16 protein-coding genes are annotated in these 15438 nt (G+C 44.9%); 11 read left to right on the top strand and 5 right to left on the bottom strand.

The features are described 5' to 3' along the window. Positions 1-10: 10 nt before the first annotated feature. The 5 genes from glmM (at position 11) to ACO1R6_RS22470 (ending at position 4977) form a co-directional block, all read left to right on the top strand. On the top strand, positions 11-1396 hold the full coding sequence (gene glmM / locus ACO1R6_RS22450; RefSeq protein WP_486267550.1) for a phosphoglucosamine mutase: 1386 nt from the start codon (positions 11-13) through the stop codon (positions 1394-1396). A gap of 122 nt (positions 1397-1518) precedes the next feature. Further along, positions 1519-2667, top strand: coding sequence for a cysteine desulfurase family protein (locus ACO1R6_RS22455; RefSeq protein ID WP_486267521.1), 1149 nt, complete (start codon positions 1519-1521; stop codon positions 2665-2667). Between the two features lie 80 nt (positions 2668-2747). After that, the gene (locus tag ACO1R6_RS22460; protein WP_486267523.1) at positions 2748-3704 is read left to right on the top strand and encodes an L-threonylcarbamoyladenylate synthase; all 957 of its coding nucleotides are present in this window, start codon (positions 2748-2750) and stop codon (positions 3702-3704) included. 136 nt (positions 3705-3840) lie between these two features. Next, positions 3841-4422: an LOG family protein gene (locus ACO1R6_RS22465; RefSeq protein WP_486267525.1), complete on the top strand. Its 582-nt coding sequence runs from the start codon at positions 3841-3843 to the stop codon at positions 4420-4422. A gap of 144 nt (positions 4423-4566) precedes the next feature. Next, positions 4567-4977, top strand: a complete 411-nt coding sequence (locus ACO1R6_RS22470; RefSeq protein ID WP_486267527.1) for a hypothetical protein — start codon at positions 4567-4569, stop codon at positions 4975-4977. A 182-nt stretch (positions 4978-5159) separates the two neighbouring features. Here the strand turns inward: ACO1R6_RS22470 and hemH are convergent, their stop codons facing one another. Further along, positions 5160-6188, bottom strand: coding sequence for a ferrochelatase (gene hemH, locus ACO1R6_RS22475; protein WP_486267529.1), 1029 nt, complete (start codon positions 6186-6188; stop codon positions 5160-5162). 266 nt (positions 6189-6454) lie between these two features. Here hemH and era point away from each other — a divergent pair, with 266 nt between their 5' ends. The 4 genes from era (at position 6455) to ACO1R6_RS22495 (ending at position 9567) form a co-directional block, all read left to right on the top strand. Next, complete coding sequence (era, locus tag ACO1R6_RS22480) at positions 6455-7390, top strand: GTPase Era (protein WP_486267531.1); 936 nt, start codon at positions 6455-6457, stop codon at positions 7388-7390. A 198-nt stretch (positions 7391-7588) separates the two neighbouring features. Then, the gene (gene der, locus ACO1R6_RS22485; RefSeq protein WP_486267532.1) at positions 7589-8902 is read left to right on the top strand and encodes a ribosome biogenesis GTPase Der; all 1314 of its coding nucleotides are present in this window, start codon (positions 7589-7591) and stop codon (positions 8900-8902) included. A 56-nt stretch (positions 8903-8958) separates the two neighbouring features. Beyond that, positions 8959-9195, top strand: a complete 237-nt coding sequence (locus ACO1R6_RS22490; RefSeq protein ID WP_486267534.1) for a hypothetical protein — start codon at positions 8959-8961, stop codon at positions 9193-9195. Between the two features lie 180 nt (positions 9196-9375). After that, complete coding sequence (locus ACO1R6_RS22495; RefSeq protein ID WP_486267536.1) at positions 9376-9567, top strand: hypothetical protein; 192 nt, start codon at positions 9376-9378, stop codon at positions 9565-9567. 106 nt (positions 9568-9673) lie between these two features. On the opposite strand, the gene ACO1R6_RS22500 is transcribed toward ACO1R6_RS22495, so the two are convergent. From ACO1R6_RS22500 to ACO1R6_RS22510, 3 genes are all read right to left on the bottom strand, one after another. After that, the gene (locus ACO1R6_RS22500; RefSeq protein ID WP_486267538.1) at positions 9674-10243 is read right to left on the bottom strand and encodes a hypothetical protein; all 570 of its coding nucleotides are present in this window, start codon (positions 10241-10243) and stop codon (positions 9674-9676) included. Positions 10244-10418: 175 nt separating this feature from the next. Further along, positions 10419-11225: an N-acetylmuramic acid 6-phosphate etherase gene (gene murQ / locus ACO1R6_RS22505; RefSeq protein ID WP_486267540.1), complete on the bottom strand. Its 807-nt coding sequence runs from the start codon at positions 11223-11225 to the stop codon at positions 10419-10421. Positions 11226-11320: 95 nt separating this feature from the next. Beyond that, complete coding sequence (locus tag ACO1R6_RS22510; RefSeq protein WP_486267542.1) at positions 11321-11563, bottom strand: cytochrome b5 domain-containing protein; 243 nt, start codon at positions 11561-11563, stop codon at positions 11321-11323. 157 nt (positions 11564-11720) lie between these two features. Here ACO1R6_RS22510 and ACO1R6_RS22515 point away from each other — a divergent pair, with 157 nt between their 5' ends. Beyond that, entirely contained in the window at positions 11721-12893 is a 1173-nt protein-coding gene (locus ACO1R6_RS22515; RefSeq protein ID WP_486267544.1) for a vWA domain-containing protein, read from the top strand. Positions 12894-13503: 610 nt separating this feature from the next. Here the strand turns inward: ACO1R6_RS22515 and ACO1R6_RS22520 are convergent. Further along, the gene (locus ACO1R6_RS22520) at positions 13504-14679 is read right to left on the bottom strand and encodes a formimidoylglutamase (RefSeq protein WP_486267546.1); all 1176 of its coding nucleotides are present in this window, start codon (positions 14677-14679) and stop codon (positions 13504-13506) included. Between the two features lie 149 nt (positions 14680-14828). Between ACO1R6_RS22520 and ACO1R6_RS22525 the strand changes: the two genes are divergently transcribed. Beyond that, a partial coding sequence (locus ACO1R6_RS22525) for an AMP-binding protein (protein WP_486267548.1) occupies positions 14829-15438 on the top strand: 610 nt, incomplete at its 3' end.

The following is a 15438-nucleotide window of genomic DNA, read 5'->3' on the forward strand; positions in this document are numbered from 1 at the left end:
AAGAAGAGAAGTGACGTTAATCAAGACGATATCCGGGATACGGGGGACGATAGGCGGCGTAGCCGGTGAAGGTTTAACGCCGGTAGACGTAGTAAAGTTTGCGGCGGCTTACGGCACATGGGTGCTGCAAACCACGGGCAACGCCACGGTAGTGGTGGGGCGGGATGCGCGTTTGTCGGGCGAGATGGTCAACAAACTGGTGTGTGCCACCTTGCAGGGGCTGGGCTTAAACGTAATTGATGTAGGCCTGTCTACCACGCCTACCGTAGAAATGGCGGTACCGGCCAAAAAAGCTGGCGGCGGCATTATTCTTACGGCCAGCCACAATCCCAAACAGTGGAACGCGTTAAAGCTGCTCAACCACCAGGGCGAGTTTATCTCGGCGGCCGAAGGCGAGCTGGTGCTGCAGCTGGCCGAAGCCGAAGCATTCACGTTTGCCCCGGTAAACCAGCTGGGCAAATACCAACAGAGCGAAAGTGCTTTGCGGCGGCACATCAAAGCCATTCTGGAGCTGCCGCTGGTAGATGTAGCGGCTATTCAGGCGCGCAACTTCCGGGTAGTGGTAGATGCGGTAAACTCCAGCGGCGGCATTGCTGTGCCGCAGTTGCTGGAAGCTTTGGGCGTGCAGCAGGTAGAAAAACTTTATTGTGAGCCCGACGGCCACTTTCCGCATAATCCTGAACCTTTACCCGAGAACCTGCGCGAGATTGCCAAACTGCTGGAAAAAGGGCGCTACGATTTAGGCATAGTAGTAGACCCGGATGTAGACAGATTGGCGTTGGTGTGCGAAGACGGGAGCATGTTTGGCGAAGAATACACGCTGGTAGCCGTAGCCGATTACGTGCTGCAGCATACGCCGGGCAACACGGTTTCGAACTTATCTTCCACGCGGGCCTTGCGGGATGTAACCGAGAAAGCCGGCGGGCAGTACACGGCCGCAGCCGTAGGGGAGGTAAACGTAGTGACGCAGATGAAAGCGCAGCAGGCGGTAATTGGCGGAGAAGGTAATGGCGGGGTGATTTACCCGGAACTGCACTACGGGCGGGATGCTTTGGTGGGCATTGCTTTGTTTTTGTCGCATTTGGCCAAGTCGGGTTTAAGTGCCAGCCGCTTACGGGGTACGTATCCGAACTACTACATTTCCAAGAACAAGATAGAGCTTACGGCTGAGATAGATGTAGACCAGGTGCTGGAGCAGGTAAGCCAGAAGTATGCACGGCAGCCGATAAACAAAATAGATGGGGTAAAGATAGAGTTTGACAAAGAGTGGGTGCACTTAAGAAAGTCGAACACCGAGCCCATTATCCGCATCTACGCGGAGTCGGATGCCATTGCCACGGCTGAGCACCTGGCCAACAAAATCATCAATGATATTAAGGAAATTATCAATTCCTAAAGAATTAGGAAATATGAATTAAAAATTAGAAATGGGCATTCTATATAAGTAGCGTTCAGACCAAGCAGTCGTTAATATTAGTTCAGCTACAAAATTTCTAATTTTAATTTTTAATCAATTTCATGCAGGTTTACCTCGATAATGCCGCTACCACGCCTTTAGATAAGGAAGTGTTTGATGTAATGGCCCCGTTTATGCTGGAGCATTTCGGAAACCCCTCGTCTATTCACACGCACGGGCGGCAGGTAAGGGCCGCCATTGAGAAAGCCCGCAAAACCATTGCGCAATTACTTAATACATCGCCGGCCGAAATATTTTTTACTTCGGGCGGTACTGAGGCCGATAACGCCGCTATATTTAGTACCGTTAAGAGTTTAAAAATAAAGCGGGCCATTAGCTCACCTCTCGAGCACCACGCGGTACTACATTCGTTAGAAGCGCTACACAAAAACGGCGAACTGGAGTTAATTTTTCTGCGGCACGATGATAAAGGCGGCTTGGATTTAGAACACCTGGAGCAACTGCTGGCCGGCCAGCCGCAAACGCTGGTATCGTTCATGCACGCCAACAACGAGATTGGTAATATCAACGATATTGCGGCCATTGGGCAAATTTGTAAAGAACATGGCGCTAGCTTCCATACCGATACGGTCCAAACCATGGGCCACTACCGGCACGATTTACAAAAGCTACCGGTTCATTTTCTGGTTGGTTCGGCCCATAAATTTCATGGGCCTAAGGGCGTAGGTTTTATTTACACCAACGCCGCTGTTAAAGTGCCGCCTTTTATCCACGGAGGCTCACAGGAGCGCAATATGCGGGGCGGTACCGAAAACGTGTACGGCATTATTGGATTGGCCAAAGCCCTTGAAATTGCTTACCGCGATATGGCCGAACACCATAAATATATCCAAAGCTTAAAAGATCGGCTGATTGCGAAACTGCTGGAAAATTTGCCGGATGTACAATTTAACGGTTATTCGGCCGAAGCCGATAAAAGTTTGTATACCGTTTTAAACGTGAGCTTGCCGCCCTCGTCTATCAACGAAATGTTGCTCTTTAACCTCGATATAAATAAAATTTCGGTTTCGGGTGGTAGTGCCTGCACCAGTGGTTCTAATATTGGTTCGCACGTTTTGCAGGCCATTAACTCCGACCCAAACCGGGGGGCTATCCGTTTCTCGATGAGCAAATACAACACGGCCGACGAAATTGATTACGTGGTAGATAAACTGGCGGGCATGTATAAAAAATTATCTGTTTTAAAATAATAAAACTTACCTCCGGGCCGGAGCGTATTGCCGGACAAACTTGAACCTTAACGCATTAGCTTAGCGGCGCAGAAATAATTATGGCAGCAACAGGAACCAATATTGCCAAGGCCGCCGCATTGTTAAACCAGGAACAATTGGTGGCCATTCCTACCGAAACGGTGTATGGTTTAGCCGCCAATGCCTTTTCCGAAGCAGCGGTTATAAAAATATTCCAGGCAAAAAACCGGCCGTCTTTTGACCCACTGATAGTACATACGGCCAGTATAGCGCAATTTAGCCAAATTGCAACGGATATTCCCGCAACAGCTTATCAGCTAGCCGAAGCATTTATGCCGGGGCCCCTTACCCTTATATTGCCCCGGGCCGCCAACGTGCCGTTGCTGGTAACATCCGGCCACGATTCGGTGGGCGTGCGCATTCCCAATCATCCGCTTACGCTGGCGCTTTTATCGGCTATTGATTTTCCTTTGGCGGCTCCCAGCGCTAATCCATTTGGGTACGTAAGCCCCACTACGGCCCAACACGTAAACCAACAGCTAGGTGAGAAAATACCTTATATATTAGACGGCGGTTCTTGCCAGGTAGGCATCGAATCTACAATAATTGGCTTTGCCCATGGCGAGCCCGAAATATTGCGTTTGGGCGGTTTGGCGCTGGAAGAAATAGAAAAAGTACTGGGCAAGCGCATTGGGCGGGTAAAAACCTCCAGTTCTAATCCGCAGGCACCTGGTATGCTTAGCAGCCATTATGCCCCCCGCAAAAAAGTTGTTCTGGGAAATATTGCCGGAATATTGCCGGCTTATAAGTCCGGGCAAGTGGGAATATTATCTTTTTCTGATACGTTTGCAACAGTACCGGCGGCGCATCAGGTACAATTATCGGCAACCGGTGATGTGTACGAAGCGGCCCGTAATTTATTCTCTGGGTTACGTTATCTTGATGCCCAACCCGTAGAAGTTATTTTAGCTGAACTACTGCCCGAAACAGGTTTGGGGCGTGCCATTAACGATCGGTTGCGCCGGGCTGCTTTTTAATTATTCGGTTCTGAAGTTGGTAAATGGTAGCAAGTAGTAGAATAAGTAAGATAAGATTTGGAATATTTTAAAAGGTAGCTGCGGTGCCTGACGTATACGGTTTGATATTCCGTAGCTAATTTAGAACATCTGAAACATGAACAGCTTAGCAGTATTTTGTGGAGCAAGTGCGGGTAATAATGCGGTATATGCCGAGGCCGCAAAGACTTTAGGCGAGCAACTGGCTCAGGAAAAAATTACCTTGGTATTTGGCGGCGGCAAAGTGGGTTTAATGGGTGTTATTGCCGATAGTGTATTGGCCGCGGGTGGCTCGGCCATTGGCGTAATTCCCCAGGGTTTGGTGGCCCGCGAAGTAGCCCATACCAACCTCACCCAACTCCACGTGGTAGATACCATGCACGAGCGCAAAGCCCTAATGGCCAGCCTGTCGGATGCATTTGTAGCTTTGCCGGGCGGTTTAGGTACTTTTGATGAAATTTGTGAAGTTATTACCTGGAATCAGTTAGGCATTATAGCAAAGCCTTGTGCTTTCCTGAACGTAAACGGTTATTTTAATTCCTTGCTACAAATGTTAGATACCTGTGTAACCGAAGGCTTTTTAAGAAAAGAACGTCGCGACAGCCTGATTGTAGAAAATGATATTCCCACTTTAATAAGTAAATTAAAATCCAATCGGCCGTTGCTAAACGATAAGTGGGCGGATTTAAAAAAAGTCTGAAAAAATCAGAATTTAGGACTGAAAAGTCACCAACAGAAACCGATTTGAATTGATAAAAAGGCTTTTTCTTTTATTAAACGTTTTTATTAAAGGCTAATGCAACCTCCAATATAATTGCTGGGTCATAGAGCAAAGCCTTCTAACATGAAAAAGCAACTGCAGTTAATATTAATTCTATCGCTTCTGCTCATAAGCTGTAAGAAAGATGAAGGGAATGGACCGCAAACCTTACAAAGAAAGTGGGTTCTGATACAAATGTATGATGGCTATGTTAACGGCGGGAATTTTAAATGGGCCAATGTTTCAATGGAGGGCGCTCACCGGTTAGAATTTTCTGCTAATGGCAATTATGTATTACAAGAAGGTGCTAATGGGGCATTCAAAAATTGTACCGGAACATTTCAGCTCTCTTCAGATAATATTCTTCAAATAAACTCTAACTGCAATACAGTAACAGTAACCTGGAAAGTAAGTGAATTAACCAAACGTACTTTAATTCTCGATAAACAGGTTCGGGAGGGTATAATCCGTTATAAATATAGCGCCGTTAATTAATTGTGAAAGAAAAAACTGCCGGATGGAGTAGGTGCTTATTAGTATATCTTTTACATGCGGTAATGATTTAAAATATTCCTTCTTTTAAGCTTGCGTAAAGAAAGGATACTATTGATAAATATTAGTGCTGTGTAAACAGCTGAAAAAAAGAGAGCCCCAATTTATAAGAGGGGCTCTTTGGCTTAATTTCTTAATATTATTTGTTTCACGGCTTCTACCCACAACGGGTGCGTATTCAGGCTTTCTACCAGTTGCCAGTGCTCGCCGCCAGCCGCTTCAAACATTTCTTTAAATTCACGTCCTACTTCTACAGTAGTTTCGAGGCAGTCGGCTACAAAGGCCGGACTAAACGCTAAAACATTCTTATAACCTTTGGCCGGAAATTCCTTTAATACTTCGTCGGAGTAAGGTTTGAGCCACGGGTCTTTGCCCAGGCGCGATTGAAAAGCCACCGTGTACTGGTCTTCGGCTAAGCCCAGCTCTTTGGCCAGTAAGCGTGAGGTCTGGAAACATTGTGCCCGGTAACAGTAGCGATTTAGCTTGTGGTACGTGTTGCAGCAAGAACCTAATTTGCAATAATTTTTAACGCTGCCTTTTAACACGTGTCTTTCGGGTATGCCGTGGTAGCTAAATAAAACGTGGTCGTACTTACGCGATTCCAGATGTTTGCGGCCTATTTCGGCAAAAGCTTTAATAAATAAAGGGTCGTCGCAAAAGGTACTGATAAAATTAATACCCGGTACAATCCACCAGTCTTTTACCACTTCCATTACTTTATCGTGCGATGTGCCCGTAGAGGCCGATGCGTACTGCGGGTATAAAGGCAATACAATAATGCGATCGACCTGGTGGTCGCGAAGTTCTTCCAAAGCACTTTTAATGCTGGGGCTTTGGTAACGCATACCCAGGGCAACTACATATTTGTCGCCGAGCGCGGCTTGTACCAAATCCCGTAAGTCGTGGCCATAGTAAAGCAGCGGCGAGCCGCGGTCATCCCAGAGTTCTTTGTATATTTTTGCCGATTTAGGTGCCCGGAAAGGGGCAATAATGCCGTTTATCAGGAAATAACGTTGCACAGCCGGAATATCAATTACCCGCTTATCCATCAGGAATTCCTGCAAATATTTACGTACATCCGGCGTTTCAGGCGTATCGGGAGTACCTAGGTTTATTAATAATACACCAATTTTTCCGTTGGGGGAAGTGGCCATAATTAATTTATAAGTAGTAAGTCATTAGTTTTAGGTTCCGGGCTCAATACAAGAGCAGCATTAAACCGAGCTTTAACTTAAAGCATTCATTAAAAAATTTGGTGCAAAGATACGCAGCTTCGGGTAAATAATTTTTTAGCTTAACAAATTGTATCGCGCAAAGTTGCGTATGACTTTTAAATATTTAGGATAATAAATATCCAGACCGGAAATACCATTTAAAAAGCGTACCTTTGCGGCCTCATTTAAAACAGATTACGTTTTAAATGAGTATTCCTGAGAGTAACAGTAAAAATAATAAAGAAAACATGAGCGAAAAACCCCATAAAGCCGGCTTTGTGAGTATTATCGGGAAACCGAATGTGGGCAAATCTACGCTCATGAACGTGCTGGTAGGCGAGCGGCTTTCTATTATTACGTCTAAAGCCCAAACCACGCGCCACCGCATTATGGGTATTCTCAACGGCGACGATTTTCAGATTGTTTATTCCGATACTCCCGGCATTATTCAGCCCAAATACGAATTGCACCAATCTATGATGCGGTTTGTGCATACCTCTTTAGAAGATGCCGATGTTATTTTGTTTGTAACCGATATTTACGAAAAGCACGACGAAGAAGAAATAGTGCAGCGCCTGCAAAAAACATCAGTACCTATTGTGCTGCTGATTAACAAAATAGACCAGGCCAGTTCCGACGATGTGCTGCAGAAAATAGAATATTGGAAAGACAAAGTACCGGCAAAAGAAATTGTACCCATTTCGGCTTTAGAAAAAAAAGGCACCGACACAGTATTTGAACTGATTCTGCAATATTTGCCCGAGCACCCGGCTTATTATCCCAAAGATGAACTAACCGACAAGCCCGAACGTTTCTTTGCGGCCGAGATGATCCGCGAAAAAATATTCTTACTCTACAAAAAAGAAGTGCCTTATAGCTGCGAAGTAGTAGTAGAAGAATTTAAAGAAGACGAAAATATTATCCGGATGCGCGCCGATATAAACGTAGAGCGCAAAAGCCAAAAAGGCATTATTATCGGGCACCAGGGCGAAATGCTCAAAAAAGTAGGCACGCTGGCCCGCAAAGATATGGAAACGTTTTTCGGCAAAAAGGTTCACGTGGAACTATACGTACGCGTAAACGAAAACTGGCGGACCAATGCCAAAGCCTTAAACCGCTTTGGCTATAATAGTAACGAGTAGTTTCTAACTGCCACCAGTAAAAAATGCTTTTATTCATTACCCCCGGTTTGCTATACAAACAGGTTGTAATATTTTAATAGAGGAGAGCCGGAAGTTTTAAAGAGATTTAAAGCTGAGGCAAAATGTAAATAAATTTCTAAATCCTTTTCGGATACCCGGCCACAACTAACCCGGGCTGAAAAGACAAAACCAAAACAAATGGCAAATATTGTTGCAATTGTCGGCCGACCCAATGTTGGCAAAAGTACGCTTTTTAACCGCCTGGTAGGCGAGCGTAAAGCCATCATGGACAACGTGAGCGGCGTAACCCGCGACCGGCATTATGGCTACGCCGAGTGGTGCGGTAAATTTTTTACGGTAATTGATACCGGGGGCTATGTACACGGCTCCGACGATATTTTTGAAGAAGAAATCCGGAAGCAGGTAGATCTGGCCATAAAAGAAGCGACTGTTATTTTATTTATGGTAGATGTAGACGCAGGCCTTAACAGCCTCGACGAAGAATTTGCCAACGTGCTCCGCCGGACCGACAAACCTATTTTTATAATAGCTAATAAAGCCGATACCAACTTACGGGCCCAACTGGCCGGTGAGTTTTACGCTTTAGGCATCGGCGGCGAAATATTCCCGATTTCGTCGCAAAGTGGTTCGGGTACCGGCGACCTGCTCGACGAAGTAGTTAAACATTTTGAAACCGAAGATCCTGAAAATCCCGAAGAAGGTATTCCCAGAATTGCCGTATTGGGCCGGCCCAACGTGGGTAAATCGTCGTTTGTAAATTTGCTGTTGGGCGAAGAGCGGAATATTGTAACCGATATTGCCGGCACCACCCGCGACTCCATTCACTCGCGCTACAATGCTTTTGGCAACGAATTTATTATTATTGATACGGCTGGTTTACGCCGCAAAGCCAAAGTACACGAAGATATTGAATTTTACTCGGTGCTGCGCTCTATCCGGGCTTTGGAAGAATCGGATGTTTGTATTGTAATGGTAGATGCTACCCGCGGCCTGGAAGCCCAGGATGTAAATATTATTGGCCTGGCCGATAAAAACCGCAAGGGTATTGTGATTCTGGTAAATAAATGGGACCTGATCGAAAACAAAGGCACCAATACCATGAAGGAAATGGAAGACCAAATCCGGGAGAAACTAGCGCCTATGACCTATATGCCCATTATTTTTACCTCGGTCTTAACCAAGCAGCGGGTACACAAAGCCATTGAAACGGCCATTGCGGTATACGAAAATAAAACCCAGAAAATATCGACCTCTAAATTAAACGATGTTTTGCTGAAAGAGATAGAAGCGTATCCGCCGCCGGCCATTAAAGGCAAATTTGTGAAAATAAAGTACGTAACGCAGTTGCCCACGCATAATCCTACGTTTGCGTTTTTCTGTAACCTGCCGCAATATATTCGGGAGAGTTATACCCGTTTTCTCGAAAATAAGGTGCGCAAACACTTTGGTTTTGAAGGCGTGCCGATTAATATTGTTTACCGGAAAAAATAAAATAGCCGGTTGCTTTAAATAAAAGTTTTATTTTTATTCTGGCTAAACCTTATTTCATGACCTCAAGAAAAATACATCTGGCCTTATTAAGCTTGGTAATGGTAGTGCAACTAGCTTGCAGTGCTAGAAAAGTGGAAGATGGCGATACTTACGAAACCGGGCCTGATGGCGTATCGGAAACTTCTACCGCCGCCGACCGGGCCGAAACCACGGTTGCCAATATCGACACAGCCGCCATTATTATTCCGGCCGATACCATTACCGATAGTGTTAGCCGGAAGAGAAAAATGTAAGCTAAACTAAGGCATTAAACAAGAGGCTGATTTTCGAGACGGAGAATCAGCCTCTTGTTTTTACAGAACAGTTGTAAGTGGTATACTGATAAATACTTAACCCGAATAGCAAAAATACGTACTGTTAAAATATTAAATAGTAACAGACATTTTTTACTAGCCACTTAGATAAACAAAACTATGAAAAAGATATTTTTAATGCTATTAGCTACGGGCTTGCTGAGTTTTGCGGGTACCTCCTGCGATTCGCAACGCGAAAATGCTGCTGAAGAAACTTCTGAAGCCGCCGATGAAGCAGAAGATGACTTAGAAGAAGCCGGCGACGAAATAGAAGACGAAGCCGAGGATGTAAAAGACGAAGTGAAGAATTAAATAATTTAAAGCAGCAGGCCCGCCATTTACATGGCGGGCCTGCTGCTTTAAAAAATATTATTACTTGTTTAAAGCAAATTATTTTTTTCTGAGAAAAAACACGCTTTTAAGCGCCTAACCTCTTCTGGATAAGATTGCTTACCCGGTTAAAAAGAAGGTGCGGCTCCAGGGTACGCCAGTTTATTTGCTCCAGGCTACCGCCAAAATTAATGTAATAATCCAGGTTGTAGCGCTTCATTTCTTCTAAAACAAAATCCTGGAAACAAATGGCCGCAATCCAGCCGTCTTCTACGTCTTCAAACCATTCTTCGTAGTAACTGTCGTCGGAGCCGTGGAAGTTAAATACATTCTCGCCAATTAAGATAAACCGGTGAATGCCTTCCTGTACCATCGGGTCGATAATGTTGCGTTTTAACTGCATAATGTCGTTGTGCAGCGTGTCGTTCCATTCGCCTATAAACTCAATTATGCCAAAGCCATTATCGTAATCGGCATAAAGTATTTTCAGAAACAACGTTTCAGATTCAATATCGTCCCACTGCGGATGAATGTAGTACCCGTAAATATTATGGGTATATTGCATCAGGTTATTTTCGGCGCCATAGAGCGGCGAACGCGGATCTTCGGCAGCGCTGTATTGTTCTATCCAATTATAAAAGGGCTCTATGGTATGCATATATAATTTAGAGTCGGTTAAATAACTACTTTTTTGTTTTACATACTTACATACAAAAAAGAGGTTGTTTTGAGTTTCCGGAAATAAAAGATTAACCAAAATATCTTGCCCAAACTTCCCGCTTTATCCCGACCAACTATTATTTAAAATGCGCTAATATTTTGCCGCGAAGTGATTATTTACCGGGGTAATTATCTATTACGCCGCGCACGTTGCCGTATTGTTGCAGCAGTTTTTCGGCTTCGGCTTCGCTTACGGGTATTTCTTCCATTACCATGCGCACAGCCCGGTTTACCAGTTTGTGGTTAGATAGCTGCATATCTACCATTTTATTGCCTTTTACGTGGCCTAACTGAATCATGGTAGCCGTAGTAAGCATGTTAAGCGCCAGTTTTTGGGCGGTACCGGCTTTCATGCGGGTGCTGCCGGTTACAAACTCCGGACCAGTAACAATTTCTACGGGGTATTCGGCAACTTGCGCCACTTTAGAGCTGGCATTACAAACAATACAGCCGGTAGCAATGCCTTGGGCGCGGCACTGCTCTAAACCCCCAATTACGTAAGGCGTACGGCCCGAAGCCGCAATGCCCACCACTACATCTTTATTATTAATCTGGTGCTGTTGTAAGTCTTGCCAGGCCTGGTTAAAATCGTCTTCGGCAAACTCTACGGCTTTTCGTATAGCTGTATCGCCGCCGGCAATCAGGCCAATTACCAATCCGTGGGGCACACCGTAAGTAGGCGGACATTCCGAGGCATCTACAATGCCCAACCGGCCACTGGTGCCGGCACCAATATAAAACAAGCGGCCACCATTTTGCATCCGGTTTACTACTACCTGCACCAGCGCCTCTATTTGCGGAATAGCTTTTTCTACGGCCAGCGGTACAGTTTTATCTTCTTGGTTAATATTTACCAGTAGTTCATGTACGGTCATGTACTCCAGGTTATTAAAATGCGAACTTGCTTCGGTTGTACTCATCAGTAGGTGTTGTGTAATAAATATAGATGTTGCGCAAAAATAAGCAGATTTTAACAGTAATGCCTGTGATAGAGCAGGGGAGTTTACTTTACTGGTTATTTAAGTAAGCCAATCACTTCAAATTTATCAAAAACATATTCGGTGTGCGGGGCATCTTTTAATTCTTCGGTTAAGTCCTGGCCGGCCCAGTGCTCATAGTGGTTGCCCCGGCTCCAGAGGCGCGATTTACGCACATCGTAAATGCGGCCCTGGTAGGCTATCCAGATTTCGTCGCGATCCTGGCCATTGCGCAGAGCCAGTTGGGCTTTGGTGTATTGGGGCAGTTGGGGTTCTTGCATGCGGTAAAGTAAAGGCAAAAACAAGCAAAAGACTACCCAGAAAAAAATAATATTTTAAACTTTTAGGTGCAACCAAATAAGCTTAACCAGACTCTTTAGAGTAGTTACGCCTGTTGCCGGGTTAAATATTTTGTTTGCCTTTGATAATGAACTTTCTATGAAAAAGAATTTACTCCTATATTTCTGCCTGTTTTTTTTGTGGAGTTGTGCCGAGGGCAGCCTGGACGAAATGGCGCCCGCCCTTACCGATTCTTTTAAATCGGCGGCTGGACCAAACACCGGCAACAACAATGGTGAAACAGCCGGAAAAATGACGGCCGGCGAGTGGAACGATTTAACTAATTGGGGTTTCTGGCAAAATTTAATGCAGAACCCAGAGTACGCAGCAGTGCCCACTGCCTGGAAAATTACCCCGCTAAACCGCATAGCGGTGCAACTGCAAAATTCGCAAACCCAACCGTTAACCAATATAAAGCTGGAGCTTCTGGATGAGTATGAACAGGTGGTGTGGCGTGCCCGCACCGATAATTTGGGCAAGGCCGAACTTTGGGTAAACATGTTTAACCAGCAAGGCACCGCTAATACCAGCAAACTTAAGTTAAAAGCCAATGGCCAAATCTTAAATATTACCGGCGGTTTAAAAACGTATAGCAATGGCGTTAATGCCGTAACGCTGCCTAATATTAACAACGCCGCCACCAAAAAATTAGAAGTAGCTTTTGTAGTAGATGCCACTGGCTCTATGGGCGACGAACTAAGTTTTTTAAAAACCGAGCTGCTGGATGTAATTAACCGCGTGAAGCAAAATAACCAGAACGTATCAGTACGCCTGGGTTCGGTGTTTTACCGCGACAAAGACGACGAATATCTTACCCGTAAATCTGATATTTCGGCGGATATAAACCAAACGGTTAATTTTATTAAAGCCCAAAAAGCCGATGGGGGCGGCGATTTTCCGGAAGCTGTACATTCGGCATTACAAGAAGGAATCAATCATTTAGACTGGTCGGATGCGGCCACCGCCCGGATTTTGTTTTTGGTATTGGATGCGCCGCCCCACAATAACCCCGAAATAATGGCCGATTTGCGCGTAGCCATGGGGCAGGCAGCCCAAAAGGGGATAAAAATAATTCCGGTAACGGCCAGTGGCATCGATAAAAGTACCGAGTTTTTAATGCGCCTTTTTGCCATTGGCACCAACGGAACTTATGTATTTATTACCAACCACAGCGGTATTGGCAACGATCATCTCGAGGCCTCGGTGGGCCCTTACGAGGTAGAATATTTAAACGATTTAATGGTGCGCCTCCTAAATAAATCTTTGGAATAGTCAGGCAATCTTTAATAATACCCTTCTAAACACAGCTCACTTTTGGAAAGGTTTTACATTACGATAAGCTATTGCGTGTTTACCACCCGCCTCTCCTCCTAAAATAGACGGGGAGGCGGGTAACGCATCTTCAGCCGCTAACCCGTTGTAGTAAACTGGTGTAATAAGTGCAAGAAGCTAGTGCTTGTTTAATTTAAAAACCAGAAATTATGAATGTAGGGCTACAAGAGTTCTTTTGCTTCCTAAGCCCTCATTTAGTTCTGAAAATTATTTTGGAAGAGCACTAGCAGCAATCAACTTTTTAACATTCATCAAACAACCATTAATTTACAACCAGAATAGCGGTAGCTACAGGCAATTATCGCAGTTTGGACAGAGAGGGCCTTTAAGAATTCCGGTGCCGAGGGACGAGGCATTCCGACGCCGGAGGAAAGAAAGACTTAATAGCCCGAGCGGCCTAACGGGGCCCCGCGGCCGGGAGCTTACTTAGGCAGTAGCTAAATCACTAGCACCACCATATTGAAAGATGAAATCTTGCAAAAGATAAACTAATATTTTTACCAAACTTGTTTCAAAAATACAAAGCCAGCTAGAATATCGCTTACTAAAGCTACGCCATTCTGCCCTGCGTTAAAATCCAGCGGTTAGGCACTTCACCTTTAGAGGCCAACAAATAATCGTCGTAACTGCACGGTACAATCTTTACGTTTTTCTCGCCGCTGAGCGCTTCTACTTCCATCCACCATTTATCGCTAACCTTGCTTTTGTAAAAAATCATTTTGTTCGGATTATCGTGGAAAGCAATGGCGTAGCGCACAAATTTTTTGCTCGTAAAATCAGTTTCGTTTTTGCGGTGATAATAGCCCTCAATAAAGTACCAGAGCATAACGGCCAGGGTCATGGCAGTAAGGCCGTGGTGGTCGCGCTCCGGGTGATATTCGTACAACCCAAAAGAAGTTAAATTATCATTCAGGCCGGCGTACCAGCAAATCTGGCAAGCCTCCTCGCCGGTTAGCCCAAACGGGTTACTGCCGGTAGTATTGGGTGCCGCCTGGGAATTAATGGCGCTTACATCAAAACTTAGTAAATGGGCTTGCCGAATTACCGGCTCTACTAACTGAAAATTACGGTGTACTTCGCCTACCCGTACCGTCTCGAAATGTAATTTTTCTAAAGTGGCAATTACCTCCGGCTCTACCAGGTACGATTGGAAACCTACCTGGCTTAAGCTAAAAAGATAATTGGGTTCGTGCATCAGAATACGGTGCAGGTGTCGTTTATAAAGTAACGGCACCTCGGTGGTTTCCTGCATATCAATGCAACTGTCTACGGTAACCAGGTTTATGGCTTTTTCCAGGTTCTCGTAACCTAAAAACTGCCCAAAATCCAGGTCGTGGCTGCCCCCGATAAGTACCGGTAAAGTTTGGCTGGCCATCAGGATCTCGACAATTTCTTTTATCCGGAGGTAGGTATCTTCGAGCGTAATGCCGGGCATTAAATTACCCAAGTCTACAATTTTGTAAGCGCCGGTACCTTTCTTGAGTTTATAAAGTTTCCGGCGCACCTCGTTGGCCGGATGGTTGGCAGCCGGTTCTTGTCCGCAGCCCCGGTATTCGTTAATGCCAATAATGGCTAAATGGGCCGAGCGCCATTCCGGGAATTTATGCTGAAAAAGGCTTATAGCATTACCCACTGATTTGGCATCAGAAGTAAACTCATCGGCAAAATCGCGTAGCGGTTCAAAAAAAATAGAAAGGTTCATACAGAAGGGCGAGTAGCGGTTCAAAATTAATAAATTTTAAGAACCCTGATGGTGGTGGCCGGTATATTTAAATTTTTAAAACCAGAGCCGCAGGTTATTTGTACAATTTGATAGAATTTTCAGAAAAAATACTTTTATTTAACTTTTGTTAAAAACCAGCTTACCAATCCACCATGGAATTTAAAAGAGTATTTGACATACTCCCGTATCAGCTACAAAAATACCCGCAGCCAGATTGCCTGGTAGCGAAAATAGATGGCCAGTGGGTAAAGCAAAGTACGCAGGAGGTTATTGATACCATTAATATTTTTAGTCTGGGCTTGCTAGCCGCCGGCATTAAAAAAGACGATAAAATTGCCATTATCTCGCTCAACCGGCCCGAGTGGCTTATCGCCGATCATGGTATGCAGCAAGTAGGAGCCATAAGTGTCCCCATGTACCCTACCATAACCGTAGAAGATTACCGTTATATTTTTCAGGATGCCGGGGTAAAAATGGTGTTTGTATCAAACAGCGCTTTGTATAATAAAGTATTGGCGGCTACCGCCGATATAGAAGGCATTCAGGAAATTTATACGTTCGATCAGGTGCCCGGTGCCAAACATTGGCGTGAACTGCTGGACTTGGCAAACCCCGCCGATAAAGCCAATTTAGAACCTTACAAAGCCGCCGTAACCCCCGAGGATTTATTAACTATTATTTATACCTCTGGAACTACCGGCAACCCCAAAGGGGTAATGCTTACCCATAATAACTTAATCAGCAATATTAAAGCTACCATGG

The organism is Adhaeribacter sp. (genome assembly GCF_057359045.1).